Consider the following 21,880-nt stretch of genomic DNA (forward strand, 5'->3'; position numbering starts at 1 on the left):
TACACGTGTGCTTTGACCAGTTGGGGATCGTCGGCCAGACCGACCAGACCCGCCAGGGCACGCAGAGACCTGAGCGGCCTAGCGCCGAGGCCATAGACCCCACTGGGTCCAGCAGGAACTTCAGGTAGTGCCCATGGTTGGTTTCCCGGCGCTGCTCCCGAAGGTTCTCCGCGCGCTCGGCCCGCGTCCGCCGAGCCTGGACCGGAGCAGGGCCGGCACCGCAGCCTCGACCTCCGTCTAGCGACTATTGCCAGCGGTGGCACCCAGGCCCCGTGCGCGGAGCTGTCGCTCTCGGGAGCGGCCTGTCGTGCCGCAGGCGGCGCTCACGCCTGGTCCTGGGTGACGTGGTGGATGGCGGAACGGATTGTCAGGTCCGTGATGTTCTCGCCGGTCAGCTGGCGATAGTGACGGGCCGACAACGGGAAGCGGCGCAGCACGCCGGCGACCCCGGCGGCGGCGTTTCCTTGGAGGGTGCGCAGCCATCGCAGGGTAGCGTCCTGTGGGGTCCACTGGTCGACGGTCTCGTCCCATGAGCACAGTGCGGTGGTGGCTTCGGTGAGCAGGTGCAGGTTGCCGACGTCGGCGGCGGTTCGTGCGGTGTCGAGGAGCCAGAGCATCACGCGGTCGATGGTGGCGAAGCTGGGCCAGGGGTCGGTGTGCCGGTGGGAGGTCATCGCCTGCAGCACGGCGCTGGCCCGGCTTGGGTTGCGTAGCAGTGGGGGGCCGGGGTGCTCGAGTTCGGTGAGGACCTCGAGGTAGAGCTGGGTGTCTGCGGGGTTTGCGGCGGCCAGGTCCAGGAGTTCATCGGCCGCGCCCGGGGTGTCGGTGTTGGCTTCGGTGAGCAGGCGTTGGGCCCGGATGGTGGGCAGTTCGCGGGCGGCGGTGGTCTCGCGTTCGACGAGGTGGAGGAACGAGGCGATGTCCTGGGGACGGTGGGTGGCGTCGAGTTGGGTGGCCTGCTGGACGATGTGGCGCCACGGCCCTGTTGCGGGGAGGAGGGGCACATTTGTGCGGGGATCCTCGCCGGTGAGGGCCCAGCCGATGACCTGGCTGAGGCCGTAGATGTCGCTGGCCGGGCCGGCGTCGTGGGCGCCGGTGGGATGGCTGAGTTCGGGTGCGGCGAAGCCCGGGCTGCCGACGCCGAAGCGGGTGCGGTCGGGGCTGGTGGTCTGTCCTCGGGGCCGGCGCACCAGGCCCCAGTCGGCGAGCCGCCAGCGCCCGTCCAGGAGAAGGATGTTGGCGGGCTTGACGTCGCGGTGGACCCAGCCGTGTGCGTGGGCGGCGGCGAGCGCGGAGGCGACGGCGTCGACCAGGACGCGCAGTTGGGCGGGGTCGCGGAGTTCTGTCCAGCGTTCCTCCGCTGTCGCTTCGGCAAGCGGCATGATGAACCAGGAGTGATCGGCCGCGGCGTCGAGGACCGGCATTACGTGCGGGTGGCCGCCCAGGCGCCGGCCGATCTCAATCTCCCTGGCCATCCGCGCCACCGCGTTGGGCACGTTGGAGCCGCGCCGCTTGAAGGCGACCTCGACTCCGGTGGGCTTGTGGGTGGCGCGGGCGACGTCGCCTTGTCCGCCGACGCCGATCAGGTTGGCTGGGCGCCGGTAGTGCCGCTTGTTCCCGGCCGCGAGTTCGGCTACCGCCCGGTACGGCTCCCTGCCCGGCCGCGGCCCGGCACCGTCCCCGCCCGCAGCGGTGGCGGGGAAGGTCGTGTCGTGGGGCAGGCCGGTCAGGCTCAGCAGCACCGGGACCTGATCGCCCGGCACGCCGGGGAGCATGCCGAGCAGCAGTGCCTCGCCGTTCCCGTCGGCGGCGAGACCCGCGGCGGTCGCCAACGGCAAGATTGCGAGGGGGTCCGGGGTGGCGGTCCTGGTGGCGGTGTTGATGTGGTGCAGGGCGAGGGCGGTTCCCGACCCGTCGGGGGAGGCGGTGACGGCGCCGGCCGGGCCGGCGGGCAGGGTGTGGGCGGGGTAGGGCGCGTGGGAGGGGATCCAGTCGGCGCGGGTGCCGGCGTCGGTGCTGACGGCGAGGTCGACCACCGCGTGATGGCCACCGGCCGCCAGGAGGAAGCGCCGTTGGCTCAGGCAGAGTGCCGAGCGAACCGCGGCGTCGAACGTGATGGGGTAGCGGGCCTGGCTGCCGGCTGCGGGCCCGATCCAGGTGAGGGCGAGTGTGCCCTTGCCAGTACCGAGGGTGGCGCCGGAGCCGGAGAGCACCCACACCTCGTCTCCGTCCCCGGCCAGCAGTCGCGCGCCCGGCGGGAACCCGCCCGCGAGCGCGGTGAGTGTGTGCTCGTGCCAGCGCAGTGCCGCGCCGCCGCGCAGCACCAGGAGGGAGCCGTCCTCACGGGGCAGGACCGGGCCGTCGCAGCCTGGCAGCGGCAGGTGCCAGCGGGTGGCGCCGGTGCGAGGGTCGACGTCGACGACCCCGTCGTCGACCGTGATCAGTACCTGCCCCTGCGCGGTCACGGCCAGGCCAGTGGGAGCGCGCCCCTCGAGGCCGCCTGCCAGCAGCGGGCGCACCTCCACGGACCCGGGCCCGCTCAGCGGGGCCGAGGTGAAGGGAACGAGGAGGTCGCGCCGTCGTGCGGTCGGTTCCATCGGTTCGGGGACGGCCGGGACGGTACGGGGCAGGAGAAGGTCGGCCAGCGCCGGGTGGAGGACACAGCGGCGGAACGCGGCCCGAATGAGGCCCGCCAGTGGCGTCACCCCGCACACGGCCGCCTCAAGGTGGGCGCGGTCCAGGACGATCACACGCTCCGCGAGGTCGCCGAGGAGCTGCGCGGCCCGGTCGGCCGCATATCTTGCCTGCGGTGCGGTACACAGCAGTACGTGGCGTACTCCAGGGGAAGCGGCGGCGGTCTCGGCGAACCGGGCACTCACCTCCTCGATGGCCCGTGGTCCGGCGCCGCTCACCAGCAGCACGTACTCACGGTCCTCGTACTCGAACGCGGCCCGCAGCCCGCCGACGGGGTCCCAGGCGACGTCGCACTCGACGTCCGAGACCTCGACCAGGCGCCGCACCACCGCCGTCAGCACACGGTGTTCCTTTCCCGCCGGTGCCGTGCGTTGCCGCCAGGCCCCGTAGGTGACTGGGAGGTCCTGTGCCGTGCCCGTGTTCATTCCCATGCCTCCCGCCCCGCCCTGCTGGTGACTCACCGGTGGCTCCCGGCACCCCAAGCCCCACATTCTGGCCCACCGGCGTGATGCGAGTCCGGATCAGGGCCATCCGCGAACGCTCAGGGCGCCGCCGCCGGTTCAACCGCGGACACACCAACGTCACAATCATCGACCCCAACGTCACCGTACCGACCGCTCCATCACTCGAAAGGGTGAACTGTGCCAATGGGCGGCACGAGCAACGGCAGGATGTCGCCATGCGATCGATGATCCCCGGGACCACCGTGCCCAACTGCTGCTCCAGGTGCGGCCGAAGCCGGGAACGGGCCGACAACCTCGCCGTGTGGAACGACGTGTGGAAGCGCGGGGTCCTGACGGGCTACATCTGCCCGGGCTGCCAGACGAGCGAGGAAGCGGTCGAAGCGGCGGTCAACGCCACCCTGGTCGACTACTCGATGGCCCGCATCGGCATGGACGGCCGTGCCCGGAGCATCATGCCGGGGACCTGGCACACCGTGTCCGCCATCCCGCACACGACGGACCTCGCGGACCCGACCGTCCATCTGATGGTGCAGCAGATCGACCGCGAGCTCCGGATCGCCGTCGCCGGCCACGGCGACGCGGACCTCGTAGCCGCGCTCGCACCCGGCATCTGCTCCTCTGTGGCACGGACCGCCCTCGAACAGGCCGGCGACCACGGCCTCCACTGGAACACCCTGCCGACGAACCAGCGCCAGCTCCTTCACATCCCCTCCCCGGAGCCCGGCCGGCCTGAAGTGGACCTGGCGGCGCTGATGCTGCGTACCCGGGCCGAGGACTGGGAGTGGGACCGCACCTACACGCGCGTCGCACCGCGCCGGCCCGTCCCGGACCTGACCGGCCTGGTTGCCACCGACATCAGCGACCTGCGCTGCAACCTCGTCGCCCCTTCCGCGTTCACCGACCAGTCCGACCTCAATCCGGCCCGGCGCCTGTCCCAGGTGGTCGCCGCGACCACGACCACCGCGGCCTACCTGGCTGTCGACCACTCCCACTTCATCCCGACCGAGCTGGCACTCGACGTCGCGACGACCGCCGCCCTGGACGCCGAGACCTTCGCGGCCCTGCGTCTGCCGGGCCCGTGGTCGATGGTCATCCACGAACCGATCCCCGTCTCCACCGTCCAAGCCGGGGACGAGGAACTCGAGGCGGTGATGGACTCCGGCGTGCTCATCGGTACGCAGCACGCCGTCCTCGGCGCGGTCCTCGCCGCGCACGACGACGGCACCCTCGACACCACGTTGGGGCTGGTGCTGACCACCCACATCGACAACCAAGGCCGACGTCTGCGGCAGCTCCAGCCCGCCGCGTTCGGGGACCATCCGGCTCCTCGCCAGCTACGCGGCCCAGCTGGCCTTCGCCAACTGGCGCGAGCCCGAAGCACCGCCGCAGCAGACCAGCGGCAAGCCGGGCTCGGTGAAGGGTCCCAAGCGCCTCGCCCGTGATCCCGCCGCCCGGTCCGGCGCCCTGCACCGCATGCGGGTCCTGGACACACACCCCCGCCCGCAGTGGTCCGGCCGCAGCGTAGCAACCCCGGCGCCGGCAGCGAGCTCACCCACCGGTACTCGCGGCGCGCCTACTGGAAGCCTGGCTCGGGTCGGCATTCGCGACGCGGCGGGCCGCAAGGTCGGCCCCGTCTACGGGATCCCGCGCGAGCGCCTTGGCGAGTACGAGGGCGTGACCTTCCGCCGTGAACGCGTCTGGGTCCGCAGCAGCACCGTGCGATCCGACCTGTCCGCCCCGCACGATCGCAGGATCTACGAGCTGGAGAACCCAGCCCGCCCCGACGTGCCGTGAACGCGCCGCTGTACGGCTACGCGGTTTGCAGGGGCGGGGGTGTGCGCGGTGCGGTGGCTAACCCGGTGTCCGGGTCGGTCGTCCAGTGGGCCAGCTGCCAGTGCTCATGCACCCACAGGACGACCTGGCGCCTGGCGCCCGAGGCCGGGCGGACCAGGCGCCACTGCGAGCGGCCGCCGCCACGGGAGAGCGCGAGGACGTCCCGGCCGACGGCCAGCGGGGCCAGCAGGTTGGCGTGCTCGGTACGCAGGTGCACATCCGCCGTTCCCTGCGGGGCATCCGGCGGGGCAGGGACACGCGAGGCGATTACTCGGTAGGGCAGGCCGCCCCGGTCGGTGCCCGCGCGGGTCACCGTGCCATGCACCGCGACGGGGAGCCCGTCGGAGCCAGCGGCCCGTCCGTACAGGCCGGCCAGGGAGTCCGGATCGGGTCCGTAGCAGAAGTCGCTCCAGGCGACGGTCCGCTGCTGGTAGCGCAGCTCGAACAGGGCGAGCAGATCGCTGCGATGGAGCTGTACGAGCTGGGCGACCTTCGCCGCTGCGGTGACAGCTGTGGTCAGCGAAGGCCGACAGGTGTGAATGCGCAGCGCCGCCCCCGCACCCTCCTCGGGGCCCGGCCCGGGCAACGGGTCACCAGGCTTTGCCGGGATCTGGTCGGGGTCGGGCAGGACCAGGCAGCCTGCCGCCGGGCAGGGACTGCACGAGATTCTCGGAGTCCCTGGCGATGTGGGCGAGCCAGCGCGCCCCTGTGGTTGGCGCCGCGCAGGGTCGATGGGCTGGAAGTACATGAAGCCCCAGCCGGTCGTGTCCTCGGGCATTGGGGAGCGGTTCTTCAGCGAGGGCATCCAGACCTCCAGCGACGGCAGGTCCTTGGTGGCGATCCGCACCTCGTAGCCCTTGCGGGGCCGCTTGGAGTAAGCGTTGGCCAGCGGGAACCGGTAGGCCGTCACGATCTCGGACGGCACCTGCAGCACCGCCAGGTCGGCGGCGTTGAGCCCAGGAACCCAGACAGCGGCGTGGGCAGGGCCTGCTCGAACTCGGCTTCCCCACTTGAGGTTCGGCCCTGGCACCCACACCATCTGACTCGGCAAGCGCCCGCACCCCGTCCCGCTGGACCCTGGACGGTGCTGCAGCGATGCCTCACCCACCGGGCAGCCTGGCCGACGGACAACCCCCACGGCGTCATCACCAAAGGCGCGGGATCAGGCGGCGGGGCTGCCAGGGATCCGTCAGTCGACGCAGCTGGGGCCTGCGCGGCATGGCCTGACGGGCTTGTGGGATTCCGCTGGGCGGGAACTCGACCGGCCACTTCCCGTAATACGGGTTTCTCTGCCTACTTTCGTCCCTCCGGAATGCACCCGGTGGCGCCAGTAGCTAGCGTCCTCGACGAAGCGCAAATTCTTCGGCGTCCGGCCCCGCGGAATCGCCCCGCTGGGCCGGGCCGACCAATTGCTGCTCTGACGCGAGGAGGGGTTGTCCGTCGTGGACTGGCTTCATTTCAAGACAGCCGAGTTCGCCGCGCAGGAGCGCATCCGCGAGGCGGAGCGCGCACGGCTGGCCGCGGAGGCGTGGCGAGGGCGACGCCGCCAGCGGATGATGAAGCGGTCCTGGCGACGCTCAAGGCCACCCCGCACACTGCCTAGTCCAGTTCGCGCCAGGCCCTTTTCCCGTCTCCCGAAACTTTGAGGGCCGGAGTAAACGACGCCTCGCAAAATCCGGCCCCAGGGACAACTATGTCTACAAACCTTTGGCCCGAGAAGGGCGATCCTATTCAAGCCGATCCGCCCGCTGGACTTCGTGCGGTGCTGGCGGTCCCGCATGTTCCGCACCTGCTCCTCACTTCGCTCATCGGCCGGCTGCCGGTGGCCTCCGCGCCCCTGGCGATCCTGCTCTGCGTGGTCGCGGGAGGAGGCGGCTACCTGTGGGCCAGCGTGGTCGCGGGCCTCTACGGCCTCGCGGCGACGATCGGCCAGCCTTTGCTCGGCCGACTGGTGGACCGTCAGGGCCATCGCTTTGCGTTGGTAGCCGCCGCGCTCACCTCCGCGGTGGCCATGATCTCCCTGGCCGTGCTCGACCCCCACCAGCGACTGCTCACGGTGATGGCGGCCGTCGCCGCCGGGTTCGCCACACCACCCCTGGAGGGGGCCCTGCGTGCACTGTGGTCGGACACCGTCCCGCAGCGCCTGCAGCCCGCCGCGTTCTCCCTCGACGTCGCCGCACAGTCGCTGCTCTTCGCACTCGGCCCGCTCCTGGTGAGCGCGACCGTGTCACTGTCAGGCCCTGGGACGGCGCTGACGCTGATCGCTGCTCTCGGAGTCGCGGGGACGTGGGCGATGACCACGTCGAGGCTTTCCCGAACCTGGCAGGCGTGTCCGGCCGGAGCGGCGAACTGGAGCGGTCCGCTGCGCTCTCGGGAGCTGAGGGGCATGGCCGCTGTCCTCCTGCTGGTCGGCGTGGCGTTGGGTGCTCAGGGGGTCGCGGGGACGGCCTGGGCCGACCGCCTGGGCGTGAGGACCAGCGCGGGCGTTCTCCTCGGAGCGTTCAGTGCAGGCAGCTGCCTTGGGGGTCTGGTATTCAGCCGAAGGCGTGAGAGCAGGATCGGGGAGCGGACCCTGGTCGGGCTGGCGGGCGGATTCGCCCTCGGATGGGCCCCACTGGTGGCCGCACCGTCCAGCCTGGGGTTGATGGCCCTGTTCGCCCTTGTGCCCGGTCTCTTCCTCAGCCCGTTGCTGGGCACGGTCTTCGAGCGCGTCGGGAGGTGCGCCGACCCGGCTTGCCTGACAGAGACGTTCAGCTGGCTCGTGGCAGCGGTGGGCATCGGCGGTGCGATCGGCACGGCTCTCGCCGGCCCGCTGGCCGACCGCCACGGAGCCTTCGCCTCCTATGCGCTGGCCTTGCTCGCGGCAGTGTCCGGACTCGCCCGCCTCGCTCTCCACCTCGCCGGTGCTGCACGTCCCGTGCGGAACGTCGCCCGACCCGCTTGATCATCAGATTGGAGAGATGTTGGCCAGCACGGAACACTGCAGTCGGCAGCCGTCCGACCTGCGGACTGTGTCCAGCCGACTGCACTCTTCCGCGCGGCACTGAACTACCTACTGCACTGTTCCCTGCGGTACTGCACTCTTTGGTGCCGCTCGACAAGGAGAACCCGCACACATGACCATCCGAAGGCATTGCGTCTGGGACTGGAACGGCACAATCCTCGACGATAACCAGGCCCGCCTGATCGCCGTGAACGAATCCCTGGCCAGGCTCCAGGCCGCGCTGATCGATATGGAACAGTACCGTGACACCTACTGCGTGCCGGTCCCCGACTTCTATGCACGGATCCTCGGCCGACAGCTGAGCGTCGCCGAATGGCGCGCCGCCGATGACACCTACCAGGCCAGCTACCGGCACCACCTACCGCGCGCCAGCCGGCTCACGAACGGGGCCCGCGCCGCGCTGCTGTCGTGGATCGCCCGCGGCGGCACCCAGTCCCTGCTGTCGCTGCACACGCACGAACACCTCCTCACGGAACTCTCCCACCACGGCGTCGGCACACTCTTCCGTCTCACCGAGGGCCGCCGGGGCCCCACCGGCGGGACCAAGGTCGCGGCCATGCGGAGGCACGTGCAAAACCTCGGCCTGCCGACACGGGAGATCGTCGCCATCGGCGACGCCGCCGACGACGCCCTGGCCGCCGAACAGGCCGGTATCGCCATCGTCCTGTACGCAGGGGGATCCCACTCACGCGCCGCACTCGTCGCGACCGGCGCACCAGTGGCTGACACTCTCGCGGAGGCGATCGCCCTCGCCGCGGCCCGGTACCCGGCGCGGACCCCGCCGATGACCAAGGTCGGCGCCGCCGCCTGAGGCAGGACGGGCCGACCGGCGCCCGAACGTCTACGGCCCGCCGCAGCCTCAGCTCCAGCCCCCACTCGGACCGATACCTCGAAGGACGGAAACATGACCATCACCGCCTCCCTGCGATCCTTCGCGACCACGACCACTCGCAGGCTTGCCGTCGGCACGGCCGTCCTGGCGGTCGCCGGCACCAGCCTGATCACCAGCGCCGGAGGTGCCCAGGCCAATCCGATCGTCGGCGACAACCCCACCTGGATCAACGGGTGGAGCACCTACAGCGACCCGTACCGTTGCAGCACCGGAAGCGACTCGGCGACCTTCTGGTGCCTCTACTACAACTCCGGAGCCGAGGGCGCCGTCTACAAGTCCAACTACCAATACGACCGCATGAACGCGCCCTACGCCGTCTTCCAGAGCGACAGGTACGGATCGCGGGGCGCCGGCCAGCGCACGTGGCACAACGCGGCCAGCGTCGAGAACCCCACGAGCTGCAACCTCGGCGTCTCCACCCAGGCACCGATGCTGGGGGACACGAACTGGGTGCCGCCGATGCGAGGTGGCAACCTCACCAACGCCGTCAAGAACAAGAACGAAGCCGCCGGAGTGTACTGCGACTAGCGTCCGCGTCCCGACGGGCGCCCCGCGGGGAGCCGGGACGCCAGGACGCTCCGGGCCCCAGCACCCGATCCGCACCGCGACTCCGCCGAGGACCGGCAACCGTCCCACCCCAGGATGGTCCTCGGCGGCACCGCTCCCACCGTGCCGGAGAACTGTGAAAACCCATCAGCGAACCACCGCGGTCGTGCCGGCCACGTGCCTGAGCGCACGCGGCCCGTGGACTGGCCCAGTCCTGCGAAGGACGACGGCAACTACGCTCGTACTCGTCGTACTCGTTATGCTCGCGGGCTGTACAAGCACGAGCCCGGGCCCAGCCCCGTCCGGCCCCGTTCCAACACCACAGGCCACCAACGGAGTCAACGGCCTGCACCTGCCGATCGAGACCTACATGCTGACGCCACGACAGTCGGCCGACAACGACTGGGTGCGCAAGGCCGCCACCAGCGCGTGCATGAGACGTTTCGACCAGGACTACCCGGTCCCCCCGCAGCCGGCCGCCGACAGCACCGCACAGCAGACGTACAGCGTCCTGATACGCCGCTACGGCCTCGCTGACCTGCAGACGGCCAGGACCTGGGGATACCACCTCCCCCGCAGCGACTCCGGCGACGCAAACGCGGCCACCCAGCCGATCACACTCGGGCAGATGAGCGAAAGCGCCAGGACCGTCCTGACCGCCGTCGACCCCAGGACCGGAGCCAAAGTGGCCGAGTTCGCGGGCAAGGCACTGCCCGAACGAGGCTGCCAGGCCGAGCTCGAGCGGCTGATGCCCACCGCTGCTGGCGGCCCCGGTGGGCCCGCCAGCGGGGGAGAGGGGATCGTCACCGACATCAAGGCCCAGACGTTCGCGGAATCCCGAACCGACGCCAACGTGGTGGCTGCCAACGCCGCGTGGTCCTCCTGCATGAAGTCCCGCGGCTACGACATCAGCGACCCCCTCCACCCGGCGGCGAATCTGTCCTCGGTCGACGACCCGGCGCCCAGCGCCGAGGAGATCGACCAGGCCCAGGCCGACGTCGCCTGCAAGCACGACACCAACCTGATCGGTATCTGGTTCGCGGCCGAGTCCGACCGCCAGAACACACTGATCAACCGTCACGCTGACGATCTCGCCAAGGTCAAACGGGCGCTCGACACCGAAGTCGCCCAGCTCACCGTACTGCGCCACCGCGACTGGCACGCCGGCCCCCCGCCCGCATCCTGACCGGTTGCCGCCGAACGGAATCACCGTCATCACCGTCCCATCCATTCCTGTTCGCCGGAGGCGACATGAGATTCGACATCACACACCGCGACAACCTGGAACTGGTCTCCATCGCGCCCGGCATCACCGCCCGGCGATTTCCCTCCGGCCCGGACGGAGCGGCCGTCCTCCAGGTCGACTTCACCGCCGGAGCGAAGTGGCCCAGCCTCGACGTCCACGACCATCCCGAGATCATCTTCGTTCAGTCCGGCAACTTCCACGACGGCACCCGGATTCACGGCGAGGGCACCTACATCTACGGACACCCCGGCAGCGAGCACTACCCCCAGAGCGCCACCGGCTGCCGCCTGCTGGTCATCCTCCCGAACGGCGACGCGGCCGCCGCCGCATGAACACCCTGGGCCCGCCCACGACCTGTCACACAGACCGACGATGACCCGCACCGCCCGCACCTTGCGGGACGGGAACGACTAGGTGTGCCGTCTCATGAGGTTGGTGCCGCCGTAGCGATCAGCCGGTGGTCGGCGGCGCCTCCTCGGTGGCCGCCGGACTGGGGGTGCTGTTCGGTCTGCCGGGAAGTTCGTTGGTGTCTGCGACGAGCCAGTGCAGGAATCCGATGATGTGCGCGTTCATGTCCGATCCGACGCCGGCGACGGCCGTCTTGGCACGCTCGTGTAGGTCGGGGTCGGGCCGGTAGACCGCGGCGGGGTTCCTGTGCTGGCTTGGCATGGAATCAGCATGTCATGGTGGCTAGCCACCTAGAGCAGGGGGAATGCGATGCGACCACCGATGGCGTACTACGGGGGCAAGACGACGACGGCCTCCCGGATCACGGAACTGCTGCCCGAGCACGGCCACTACGTCGAGCCATTCGCCGGCTCGCTCGCGGTACTGCTGGCGAAAGCGCCGAGCCGGATGGAGACGGTCAACGACTTGGACGGCGACCTGATGGTCTTCTGGCGCGTTCTGCGCGACCACCCGGCCGACCTCGCCCGGGTCTGCGCGCTGACCCCGCACTCCCGCGCCGAACACGCCGCGTCGTACGGCGACCTGTCCGGCCTGGACGACCTGGAGCGGGCCCGCCTGGTGTGGGTGCGCCTGACCCAGGGGCGCACCGGGACGATGCGCAAGACCGGCTGGCGCCACTACGTGGACGCCGGCACCTCCAGCTCCTCGATGCCGCGCTACCTCGCCGGCTACCTGGAGCGGATGCTCCCGGCCGCCGAGCGCCTGGCGGGCGTCTCGTTGGAGTGCCGCCCCGCGCTGGACCTGATCGCCCCCTATGGGCGCCACCGCTCCACCCTGCTGTACGTCGACCCGCCGTACCTGGGCAGCACCCGCGACCGCAACTACCGGCACGAGATGACTGGCGAGGGTCCTCACCGCGAGCTCGCCGAGGCCCTGCACGGCTGCCGCGCCACCGTGGTCCTGTCCGGCTACGCGAGCGAGCTCTACGACACCGACCTGTACGCCTCCTGGCACCGCTACACCCTGGAGACCGGCACCAGCCAGGGCGGCCAGTGGTCCGCCCGAACCGAAGTCATCTGGTCGAACCGGCCACTGCGGACCGACACCCCGCTCCCGCTCGACCTGGGTAACGAAACCTCCGCCGAAGGCACCCCGAAAACGGCGGCCCGTAACGAAACGCCGTGCGAAGCCGAGGACTGCGGACTGCCGGTCCGTCAGCCCACCACCGACCGACGGCGTCGCTTCTGCTCGACGGCCTGCCACGTCGGCAACCACCGCAGCACCACGGCGGCCACACCGGCCGCCTGACCTGCCATCAGCGCCAGGTGTCAGTGCCGGCCGGCCCATCGCCCGCGTTGCCACCGAAGCCGGCATCTCCCGGCGCTGCCTGGCCAAGTGGTACGCCCGCTGGCAAGCACACGGCGAGGACGGACTGCTCGACCGCTCCTCCCGCCCCGCAGCCAGCCCCGCCCGCACACCCGACGACATCGCCGGACCTGGTCGAGGCCCTGCGTCGCCAGACCAAGTACGGGCCCGCCCGCCTGGCCGCCGACATGGAACGCCTGCACGGCGTCACCCTCGCCCCGACCACCGTGCACCGCATCCTCGTCCGCCGCGGACTCAACCGCTTGCGCGACCTTGACCCGCCCACCGGCGGGAACCTTCGCCAGGTCATCCGTTACGAGCACGACAAGCCCGGCGACTTGATCCACGTTGACATCAAGAAGCTCGGGCGCATCCCGGACGGCGTCGGCTGGCGGATGCACGGCGTCGGCACCGACGCCGCCCGTGCCTCCAAGCGCACCGGTCCGGGGGCCGGGAAGGTCGGTTACACCTACCTGCACTCCGCGCTCGACGACCGCTCCCGCCTCGCCTACACCGACGCCCTGGAGGACGAACGAGCCATCACGGCGGCCGCGTTCTGGCACCGCGCGGTGGCGTTCTTCGCCGAGCACGGCATCAACCCGATCCGGCGCGTCCTCACCGACAACGGCGCCTGCTACCGCTCCCAGCTCTGGGCCGACGCGCTCACCGCCACCGGCACCACACACAAGCGCACCCGGCCGTACACCCCGCGAACCAACGGGAAGGTCGAGCGGTACAACGGCACCCTCGTCCGCGAGTGGGCGTACGTCCGCGACTACACCTCCGAGCACGAGCGCCGCGCGGCGCTCACCGACTTCCTCAACTACTACAACCACGAGCAGCCGCACTCAGCCCTCGGCGGCCGGCCGCCGGTCAGCCGCACCGCCGGCAGCGACTACCGCGTCACCGCCGACCAACCGCCCGCGCCGCTGCCGGTCTTCCCGCAGCAGATCACGTTCGAGGACGCCGTGGAACCAACGTCCTGAGACACCACGACTAGGGACAGGCCTGTTCCCGGACCCGACGGCCGCCAGCGGAGCCCGGCCGCCAGCTGGGGTCTCGCGGATCGACACGGCCACCATCGCAAAGACCCTGAACGATCTGAGCGGCCCGGTACCCCGGCGGACCGCGACCGACGAAGGACCAGGCCGTGCCCAGGCACCATGCTGGGCACGGCTTCGTCGTAAGAGGACACCCGGCGATGTCCACAGCCCTGCGGCCCCGCACACCTACCCGCCGGCGCAACGCTAGCGCCCGCCACCGCGACGCCTGGGCTGCCGAGCGCCGCGAACGCTCCCGCATCCGCTGCGACCGGCATCCGCCGGGGCGGACGCGCCATCCATCACTGACCCAGCGTGACGCCAAGGTCAGAATCCTCGGAACACCCCGTCATCATCGGCAGCTTGAGTGAACTCCGCGAAGTCCATATTGGAGATCGACAGGTTGTTCTCGATGCTCCACAGTTGCCGTGCCACGACGCGGATACGATGTCCGCGGTCCGCGCGCAGATTCACCACGAGCAGGGGTTGTTCCTCTGAGGCCAGGGCCACCGTGTCTGCCAGGACGAGGAGTGGGTGCCGGTAGCCGACGGGCAGGAGTGCCAGTACTTCCTCAGCAGCCGCACCCGCGAACTGGCGGGAGTCGACGAGTTGGACGGACGCCAAGAAGCCGTTCTCGCCGGGTGGGGACAGGGTCCTTCTCAGGGCCTCCCATGCGGCGCCACTGGAGAAGTCGGTACGCACAACCAGCGCATCCGAACCGCAGGGCAGCTCAGTCATGCGCAGACACTACCTCCAGCCGGGCGAGTTCAAGCGGTCACTGCACAGGGCCCGGGCGATCGCATCCTCCTGTTTGCCGCAAGGACCGGATGCCGTGTGTGCGCGTCGAAGTTGGTCGGAGCGGCGGGCCGTGCACAGCACGGTCGGCCCCCGGCCCAGGGCACTACCGGAGATTCCGTCGAACCTGTGGACGGGGGCGGGCACCCCGCGGCCGTGGCCCGCACAGCGTTCGCGGCGTACTCCCAGGGCAGGCAGCGTAATGCCCCTGAGATCAGACACGCGTATCCACACGCTCCGACCTGTGACGCCTCGGCGCTCACCCGGTTCGCGCATCGCCTTCGGACATGGGCGACCCCCCCTTGACTCGCTCCCGCAGCTGGCTAGATTCCCCTCGCGCCGCATCCGAGCCGCCAGCGTTCGGGCAGTGCGGCACGTTCCGTTGCGCACACGGTCTCGACGAGGCCACTACCGAATGAGGACCCATGAACAGCATCACGAGCCGAACGGCGGAGACCTACCTGGACAGCGTCGACGGCGCCCTGACGGCCGAGGGCCTGCGCCCTGCGGAGTTCACTGTGGACGACACCGACGAGCTCGCCGACGACAGCCTGACCGCGCTCCCCGGCGCGGTCCTGACCTGGCCGGCCGGCCATTCCAAGCTCGACCCCGAGCGCTTTCCCCACGGGGCCGTCGCCACCTGGAGCGCCATGGCGGGGTGGCAGGCCGCGGCATTGCGCCCCGACGGCACCAGCGACACACCCACCGGCCTTCCCCTGACCGCACTGGGCGAGCCGAACCGCGTCGTCGAAGTCATTACCCACGTACTGCTCGGCCGCAGTGCACCCGAGGGTGTCGACGGCTCCGAGCGGGCGCCGGCCGAGGCCGTGAAGTTCGGCCAGCCCCCCGGCGGCAGCGACCCGTCGGTCGACGGCGACGGACCCGCGTCCGACCCCGCACTGGCCACCCTCCGAGCCGAGATCTGGGGCCACTTCCACGGCGACCCCCAGGGCCGGGCCCAGGACGGCCGCTTCGCCTCCAGACTCTCCTTCCCCCTCGCCGGCGGAGGGCACTCCTGGAGCCAGCACGGCGTCCAGATCACCTACGGCGACACCTCCACCATCGCCGACCTCGACGGGTACAGCGACATCCTCGAGGACATCGCTAGCCAGTGCCCGGTGATCGAAGGGCCACTGGTCCTCAGCCTGTGACCGGCGCCGCGCCCTGATCCACGGCACATGCGCGCCTCCACAGCTGTACCCGGACGTCGAACGCCCCCTTGCGAGAACGGCGCCACCCGCCCCGGTCCGCCGAGCAAGGGGGACTTGACCTTCCGTTCCACCCAACGCCCCCGCTGGCCCCCGGGCACCGTCCGCCCCCGCACTCGCACGAGAAAGATATTGTCATGAGCGCAACACTCGCGGCGTCGCCGTTCCCCGCTGTATCCGACGTCGCCGACCTCTTCAACGACGACCCGCAGTTCGCGCGCATGATTCGCCGCGCCGAACTGCTCTCACACGCCCGAGCCCTGCCTCGCTGGCTCAAGGGCAACGCCGTCGACCTCGTGCTCGTCCTGCTGGCCGGACAGGACCTCGGCCTGAGCACCTGGGAAGCCATCAACAGCTTCTACCCCGACGACAGCCAGGACAGCGGCCTGGCCCTCTACGCCTCCGCACAGCGCGCCCTCCTGCACCGCGCCGGCTGGGACTGGCGGATCGTCGAGGCCACCGAGGAACGCTGCACCGTCGCTGTCACCGACCCGGACAAGCCCGGTCAGGGTGAGCTCTTCGCGACCTACACGATGCACGACGCCGTCGTCGCCGAGCTGACCAGCGGCCCGAACGCCGACTTCTGGCGCCGTTTCCCCAAGCAAATGCTCTACGCCCGCGTGACCACACTGATCGTCAACGCCCACGCCGCGCACGTCGTACGGGGAACTCCCCGCGGCTGGGGCACCCTCCTCACCGCCGACCCCGCACCACTGCCCATGGTCGCCCCCGGCCCCGACTCGCCGTCCAGCTCGCGCATCCCGGCCAGCACAACCACCACAGCACAGCCCTTCCAGGACCCGCCCCCCAGGCCCGACCTCGGCAATGAGACCCCGATCCCCGGCCCCGCCATCCCGCACACCCCCGAACCCGACCATCCCGCACCCGACGACCGGGCCACCACCGGCCAGCACGACCGACCAGCCCCGGAACCCCTCGCCCCGGCCCCACCCGCAGAGCCGACAACACCCCCGCAACCGGCCACAGGCCCACTCCAGGAACCCTCCGATCCCACCCCCGACCACCCCGACACGGGCCAGCCCGACGCCCCGGATCCCCGCACAACCGCCTGGGCCGTCCTACGCCGCCAGGCCGCGGTGCTCCGGCCGAACGGCGTCTACCAGATCCTCATGGGCAACGAGACCAGGACCAGGAAGGAAAAGGAGAGCGGCAGGCTCACCGACGACGACGAACAACTCCTCCACGAAGCGCAAAGGACCCTCGGCAACTCCCCACACGCGATCTACCGGCATCTGCGCAAACCCGACGCACCCTCCACCACCGAGCCCGACCACAGCCCGCCGACCCCGCTCCAAACCGCATCCCGGCCCCCCATGCCCAACCTCTGTAACTGCGAGAACACCACCACCAACACGCACCGCAGCGACTGCCCGGACACCACACCGTGAACCGCACCCAACTCGAAATCCAGCGCCGCCAACTGGAAGACGGACTCGCGGCGATGTTCCGCGACGCCACCGCCGCCAACCACCACGACCCCGGCACCCTGTCCATCTCCGGCCTCGGCGGATGCACTCGCCGCGCCGCCCACCAACTCGCCCACCACACCCCCACCGACGACCACTCCCACCACGAACAGCGCGCCACCCACCTCGGCCAGGCCATCCACGACTGGGCACTGCCCCGCCTCGCCGCCCAACTCGCACACAAGCTCACCCTCATCGAGTACGACGTCGTCCTCCCGGTACGAGGCCTGCAGATCCCCGGCAGGCTCGACCTCCTCACCCTCGCCATCGGCGGCGGCCTCCTCGTCGACCTCAAAACCCACGGCTACGACCAAGGCGACGACGGCGACGAACCCTCACGCACCCGCCTCCTACAGCTCTACGGCTACGCCACGGCACTGCGCCGCGCGGGATACCTGGTCCAGACAGTGGCGGTGATCCCGATGTCCCGCATCCACGGCGGAACCCCGGGAGTGTGGATCGGCGAGTTCGGGCCCAAACAGGAGGCCCTGGTCGACGCCCGCGTCCGGGACCTGCTGCGCCACGCCCAGGCGCCGGCTTTCGCGCCGCGCGACGGCCACCGGGGTCCGGGCCTGGACCTCGTCTGCGACTCCTGCCAGTACAGGTCGATGTGCTGGCCGGGCGCCGAGCCGGCGCAGGCCGAGGAGGTGCGCACCGACGCCGACGTCGTCGCGCACGCCCTCGGTTACGCGGAGGCCGCCGCACAGGAGAAGGCGTGGAAGAACGAGAAGAAGTACCACGCCGCGGCACTGGGCCGGAGGTCGGGCCGGTACCAGGCCAACGGGTTCGAAGTAGAGGTCAAGATCCACCCCGGAGGCGAGCGCCTGGACCAGCCCGCTGCGAAGGAGCTTCTGAAGACCAACAACCTGCCCGTCCCGACAACGAGGGACAGTGAGACCCGTCGCGCACTCGTCCACCGCAGGCCGCCCTCCTGAGCCCCACACTGCCCGCACGCACGCACCACCGCGAGGGCCTGCGGCCACACCCGCCCCGCCCGGAGCCTGGCGAGGCGCAGGCTGCCCGAGCCCCCGGCCCGCCGCGAGCGGGTCGGGTGCGGCGCATCAGCTGGCACCGACCCGCGCCCGGCCCGTCCCGCCGCGGCGGCGGTCCACCTCGCTCCCCGGCCGGAGCGCCCGCTGGGGGTATTGCCGCCTTCGCGGCACCATCCGCCGCCTCGCGTAGGGGAGTTGACCGGCCACCTGGAGGGCCTAACTTCACCGCCACCGCCACCGCTACGAAGTGGCGGGCGATGAAAGGCGCTGCTCTTTGGATCCGCAGTATCAGCACGTCGTGCAATTCAGCGGAGGAATCGCATCCTTCGCTACCGCCGTTCGCGTAGTGAAACGGCACGGTCCCGAAAGGACCACGCTCCTGATAGCCGACACAAATGCCGAGGACGAGGATCTTTGGCGGTTCGCGCAAGATGCCAGCCGGATTCTCGACATTCCGCTGGTGCGGGTCGCGGACGGCCGCGACCCGTTCCAGGTCTTCCATGACGAGAAGTTCCTCGGGAACAGCCGGTTCACCCCGTGCACCCGCGTCCTGAAGATCATCCCGTGCCTCAGGTGGCTCACCGAGAACGCTGATCCCGAGCAGACGACGCTCTACATCGGCATCGACGCCAGCACGCACGACCGCCGGCGCATCCCGCCGATCGCCACCAACTGGCGACCCTGGCGCACTGCCTTCCCCCTGTGCGAAGAAGGAGAGCCGGCGCTCACCAAGGAAGAACTTCTCGACGAAGCCAGAAGAATGGGGATCGAGCCGCCCCGGCTGTACGAAATGGGCTATACCCATAATAATTGTGGGGGAGCGTGCGTGCGCGCTGGAAAGGCTCAGTGGATTTTGACTCTCAAGACCTTCCCCGAGCGATACGCGATGGCCGAGGCGCAGGAGGAGGAATTCCGAAGGAAGAACGGGGACTATGCCATCTTGAAGGAGCAGAGAAACAGGGTGGTCTACCCGCTGACCCTCAGGGAGCTCCGAGAGCGCGAGCAGGCCCGCCAGGGTGCCAACTCCTGACCGCACCCACCCTGCGCCCCCGCCGCTGCAAGCGGCCCAGCCGCCGCGCCGACCAAGTCCCCGGTCGGTGCGGCGCGCCCCTTGCCCGGCCTTGATCGAACCAGGGTGACGGCGCCGGAGCCGGTGGCATCGGGGTTGGCCGGCTCCACGCCGTCGCTTCGGTGCGACCAGCAATCCGGAAGCCCCGCAACCGCCCCGGCATGACCCGCTGAGGCCGCCCGCTCGCGGCGTTCAACGGTTCAGGTCGGCCGGACCGCTCCCGCACGTCACCGGGCCCGCCGGCGTGACCGGCCGGCCTGGCCGGGACACGCCCTCGGCGGTTCGGAAAACAACCCGGCAACCCCCTTGAATCGCCCAGCCACGCCGCTAAGTTGACGCCGTCGGCCGACCTGGATGAGGCGTACTTCTCTCCCGCGACCGAGACCTGCCGTGCGTGCGATCCGCCGCAAGCGGCCCCCCTACTCTCCACCCGGAGCTACCCCATGCCCCGATTCCTTCGCCTCCTCTCTGCCCGTGCACGCGCCCCGCACCCCGACCGGCCGCAGAACCCGCCCACCGACGACCGGCCCCGTCGCTACACCGCTACCGTCCTGCTCAACGTGACCACTGGCCCGCGCGGCGAGGCCCTCCACCTCTTCGGCTACCAGCACGGCCAGCCGCTCGCTCTGGTGGAGGTCCTCGGCGACGGTCCACTGGTCCTGACCGTCGACACGAGCACCATCGACGCGGCGGCCAACTCCGTATTTATCATCGGCAACGGTTCCTTCGCCGACTCGCTCGGCCGAAGCTGGCCTGGCGGCGTCCGGTGGGTGTCCATCGGCGATGTCCTGCAGATCACTGATCCCGGCGGCGACGTCCACTACCTGGCTGTCGCCTCCGACACGCTCGATCCCGTCGACGCCCCGACCAACCTCGTGCCGCTGCTCGGCAGCACCGCCACGAGCCACCCGTAGACGCGACCGCCGCGGACTCACACCGGCCGCCCGATTGTCCTGGCGGCCGGTGTCTTCAGCCGGGCCCGAAGGAACCCCAGCACCGTCCCCGGGCCACAGCGACATCGCTCTGCCCCGGGCCCGACTGGCCGCAAGCGCGAAGACCAGCCCCGTGTGGTGACAACGCAAGCTCCTTCCCGCCGCTCGCAGGCGGGCGGAGGACCACGTCGAGTCCCTCCGCCCGTCGGCGGCCGATGTCCCATCGGCCCGGTCCAAGGCCGGTGCAGACACCGGCTGCGGGGGTCGGCTCATGACCTCCTCTCCAAACACCCCTTCCCCGTCCGCCGCAACGCATCGGTAGGCGTGGCGGCGGCGCCACCCACCGCCCTGACACTCAGGAGAACTCATGACCATGCCATCGCGTCGCCCGCACGCAGCCCGCGGATGCCTGCCCGAGCACGCCGATGTGGCCACCGTCCGATCCGTGCTCGACATCCTGGCCGGTGCCCGGATCCCCCGTGCCGACCTCGCCTCTGAGGAGGACCACCAGGCCGACGGCACCGGCTGCGGGGCCGGCGCCGTTGTGACCCCGAACGACCACCGCGCAGGGGTGACGGTGCAGTGGTACGAGGACGGAACCACCGATGAGGCCGGTCTCCCGACCCGCCGCGTGCCGACCGTCCGCGGCATGCGAAACCGTGCTCTCGACGAATGCGCCAGTCTGCTGATGGGCTTCGGCTACTCGGTGACCTCCTCGGCCTCGCCGCGGACCCGCACGAGGCGGGTGCAGTCCCTGCTCGTCTGCGGCGAACCGAGTGAACTGGCCACGACGGTGGCGCACGCCCTCGCCGCCCACGGCTTCGCGCCGGTCGGGGTGTTGCCGCTCTACTGGGACAGGCCGGACTGGTACCAGCTCGCGAGCGGGTCGGAAACCCTCAGTCTGAGCCTCTCCCACGCGACACCGGTGGAACGAGTTCGGGACGCGGTCGCCGCGCTTCGCGTGCGAGGCCTGAACGCCAACGAGGACCAACCCAGGCCGTACGGCAATGGCTACGGCATCCTGGTGCGCAAGGACAAGCGGCCCACCGGGGAACGCGACGGACTGCTCCCGGACACCCCCGAGTGTCGGGCGGCACGGGAGGTGCTGTGGCTTCGCGGCTTCTCCCGTGAGAACACCGAGCACGGGACGATCGGGCACCGGGTCTATCCGCAGCTGACCTCCGACCTGCGGAGCACCAGCACCGTTGGCAGCACCCCGGCCTTCGCACTCCCCGCACTGCACGACAAGGTGAGTGTCACCGCGCCGGACACCGCCTACGCGGAAGGGCGCGGCCGAGAACTGGCAACGGCACTGTCGGCCGCGCACGAAGAAGCGTTCACAGCGGTTGGCTGGCGGGTGGTCCGAGAAGACCCGATCACCATCACCGTGTGCCGGCGGCCCGCGTCCGAGGACGCGACCGAGCCGGACACGACACCCGCGGACGCTGAACCCGCGGCCTGACGGTTGCCCACCCGGGCACGCGTGCGCCGGGATCGGAACGGGCAGGCCCCCTTTGCGGTGCGCCACGCCGACAGCAGCGCACAACGGCTCAGCGCCACCTGCGGCCCAGCCGCGGAGGCCCTCCGGCCCAACGCAGTACCACCCTCTGCCGACCCCCGGCGCCCCGGACCGGACCCGGGGCGCCGGAGCGGTCGGTGCCCGCCCAGCGGCGAGCGGTCGGCCCGCGCCCGGGCCTCGACTTCATGCAAGCCCCGCAATCTGGGCACTCGCCGCGCTTGATCGGACGTGGCGTATGGCTACCTTCCGGTTGGGGGAGCGCCCCGGCGGCTGCACGACCAGCGAAGTCCCGCCGGGTCGCGCCGACCGGGCACCACACTCACCGTGCGCGGCCGAACGCCGTTGCCGACGTGCGTGCTGACCCTCACCCACATCCCCGCTTCGAA

Annotated in this window: 18 protein-coding genes and 1 pseudogene; 15 read left to right on the top strand and 4 right to left on the bottom strand. The window is 70.7% G+C overall.

Annotated elements, in window-relative coordinates:
• Positions 1 to 323: 323 nt before the first annotated feature.
• The gene (locus tag ACIOGZ_RS28830; RefSeq protein ID WP_400988073.1) at positions 324 to 3,035 is read right to left on the bottom strand and encodes a protein kinase; all 2,712 of its coding nucleotides are present in this window, start codon (positions 3,033 to 3,035) and stop codon (positions 324 to 326) included.
• 338 nt (positions 3,036 to 3,373) lie between these two features.
• Between ACIOGZ_RS28830 and ACIOGZ_RS28835 the strand changes: the two genes are divergently transcribed.
• Positions 3,374 to 4,600, top strand: a complete 1,227-nt coding sequence (locus ACIOGZ_RS28835; RefSeq protein ID WP_400988074.1) for a hypothetical protein — start codon at positions 3,374 to 3,376, stop codon at positions 4,598 to 4,600.
• A complete protein-coding gene (locus ACIOGZ_RS28840) occupies positions 4,572 to 4,952 on the top strand; it encodes a hypothetical protein (RefSeq protein WP_400988076.1) in 381 nt (126 codons plus the stop codon). Before ACIOGZ_RS28835 ends, ACIOGZ_RS28840 begins: the two co-directional genes overlap by 29 nt.
• Before the next feature lie 16 nt (positions 4,953 to 4,968).
• Here the strand turns inward: ACIOGZ_RS28840 and ACIOGZ_RS28845 are convergent, their stop codons facing one another.
• Positions 4,969 to 5,916, bottom strand: coding sequence for a hypothetical protein (locus ACIOGZ_RS28845; protein ID WP_400988079.1), 948 nt, complete (start codon positions 5,914 to 5,916; stop codon positions 4,969 to 4,971).
• A gap of 768 nt (positions 5,917 to 6,684) precedes the next feature.
• Here ACIOGZ_RS28845 and ACIOGZ_RS28850 point away from each other — a divergent pair.
• The 5 genes from ACIOGZ_RS28850 (at position 6,685) to ACIOGZ_RS28870 (ending at position 11,011) form a co-directional block, all read left to right on the top strand.
• Positions 6,685 to 7,935 carry an MFS transporter gene (locus tag ACIOGZ_RS28850; protein WP_400988081.1) on the top strand — a complete coding sequence of 417 codons (1,251 nt, stop codon included), beginning with the start codon at positions 6,685 to 6,687 and terminating at the stop codon, positions 7,933 to 7,935.
• A gap of 172 nt (positions 7,936 to 8,107) precedes the next feature.
• Positions 8,108 to 8,806: an HAD hydrolase-like protein gene (locus tag ACIOGZ_RS28855; protein WP_363633029.1), complete on the top strand. Its 699-nt coding sequence runs from the start codon at positions 8,108 to 8,110 to the stop codon at positions 8,804 to 8,806.
• Between the two features lie 93 nt (positions 8,807 to 8,899).
• Positions 8,900 to 9,415 (top strand): hypothetical protein, encoded by a 516-nt coding sequence (locus ACIOGZ_RS28860; protein ID WP_363633028.1) that lies wholly within the window; start codon positions 8,900 to 8,902, stop codon positions 9,413 to 9,415.
• Positions 9,416 to 9,803: 388 nt separating this feature from the next.
• The gene (locus tag ACIOGZ_RS28865; RefSeq protein WP_400988083.1) at positions 9,804 to 10,619 is read left to right on the top strand and encodes a hypothetical protein; all 816 of its coding nucleotides are present in this window, start codon (positions 9,804 to 9,806) and stop codon (positions 10,617 to 10,619) included.
• A 65-nt stretch (positions 10,620 to 10,684) separates the two neighbouring features.
• Entirely contained in the window at positions 10,685 to 11,011 is a 327-nt protein-coding gene (locus ACIOGZ_RS28870; RefSeq protein WP_400988085.1) for a cupin domain-containing protein, read from the top strand.
• Between the two features lie 118 nt (positions 11,012 to 11,129).
• Here the strand turns inward: ACIOGZ_RS28870 and ACIOGZ_RS28875 are convergent, their stop codons facing one another.
• Positions 11,130 to 11,348 (bottom strand): hypothetical protein, encoded by a 219-nt coding sequence (locus ACIOGZ_RS28875; protein ID WP_363633022.1) that lies wholly within the window; start codon positions 11,346 to 11,348, stop codon positions 11,130 to 11,132.
• 48 nt (positions 11,349 to 11,396) lie between these two features.
• On the opposite strand from ACIOGZ_RS28875, the gene ACIOGZ_RS28880 reads away from it, so the two are divergent.
• The gene (locus ACIOGZ_RS28880; protein ID WP_363633020.1) at positions 11,397 to 12,395 is read left to right on the top strand and encodes a DNA adenine methylase; all 999 of its coding nucleotides are present in this window, start codon (positions 11,397 to 11,399) and stop codon (positions 12,393 to 12,395) included.
• 1 nt (position 12,396) lies between these two features.
• A pseudogene (locus ACIOGZ_RS28885) lies at positions 12,397 to 13,333 on the top strand (IS481 family transposase); the annotation flags it as partial.
• A 486-nt stretch (positions 13,334 to 13,819) separates the two neighbouring features.
• On the opposite strand, the gene ACIOGZ_RS28890 reads toward ACIOGZ_RS28885, so the two are convergent.
• Complete coding sequence (locus tag ACIOGZ_RS28890) at positions 13,820 to 14,230, bottom strand: DUF6924 domain-containing protein (RefSeq protein WP_363633019.1); 411 nt, start codon at positions 14,228 to 14,230, stop codon at positions 13,820 to 13,822.
• A 482-nt stretch (positions 14,231 to 14,712) separates the two neighbouring features.
• Here ACIOGZ_RS28890 and ACIOGZ_RS28895 point away from each other — a divergent pair, with 482 nt between their 5' ends.
• The 6 genes from ACIOGZ_RS28895 to ACIOGZ_RS28920 all read left to right on the top strand — a co-directional run bounded on the left by ACIOGZ_RS28895 (position 14,713) and on the right by ACIOGZ_RS28920 (position 21,437).
• A complete protein-coding gene (locus ACIOGZ_RS28895; RefSeq protein ID WP_400988088.1) occupies positions 14,713 to 15,438 on the top strand; it encodes a hypothetical protein in 726 nt (241 codons plus the stop codon).
• A 194-nt stretch (positions 15,439 to 15,632) separates the two neighbouring features.
• The gene (locus ACIOGZ_RS28900) at positions 15,633 to 16,904 is read left to right on the top strand and encodes a hypothetical protein (protein ID WP_363633016.1); all 1,272 of its coding nucleotides are present in this window, start codon (positions 15,633 to 15,635) and stop codon (positions 16,902 to 16,904) included.
• The gene (locus ACIOGZ_RS28905; protein WP_400988090.1) at positions 16,901 to 17,917 is read left to right on the top strand and encodes a PD-(D/E)XK nuclease family protein; all 1,017 of its coding nucleotides are present in this window, start codon (positions 16,901 to 16,903) and stop codon (positions 17,915 to 17,917) included. Before ACIOGZ_RS28900 ends, ACIOGZ_RS28905 begins: the two co-directional genes overlap by 4 nt.
• 331 nt (positions 17,918 to 18,248) lie before the next feature.
• Positions 18,249 to 19,004: a hypothetical protein gene (locus ACIOGZ_RS28910; protein WP_400988091.1), complete on the top strand. Its 756-nt coding sequence runs from the start codon at positions 18,249 to 18,251 to the stop codon at positions 19,002 to 19,004.
• A gap of 482 nt (positions 19,005 to 19,486) precedes the next feature.
• On the top strand, positions 19,487 to 19,957 hold the full coding sequence (locus ACIOGZ_RS28915) for a hypothetical protein (protein ID WP_363631581.1): 471 nt from the start codon (positions 19,487 to 19,489) through the stop codon (positions 19,955 to 19,957).
• 385 nt (positions 19,958 to 20,342) lie between these two features.
• Complete coding sequence (locus ACIOGZ_RS28920; protein WP_400988093.1) at positions 20,343 to 21,437, top strand: hypothetical protein; 1,095 nt, start codon at positions 20,343 to 20,345, stop codon at positions 21,435 to 21,437.
• The last annotated feature ends 443 nt before the right edge of the window (positions 21,438 to 21,880 follow it).

The organism is Kitasatospora sp. NPDC088160, from assembly GCF_044741445.1.
Taxonomy (GTDB): Bacteria; Actinomycetota; Actinomycetes; order Streptomycetales; family Streptomycetaceae; genus Kitasatospora.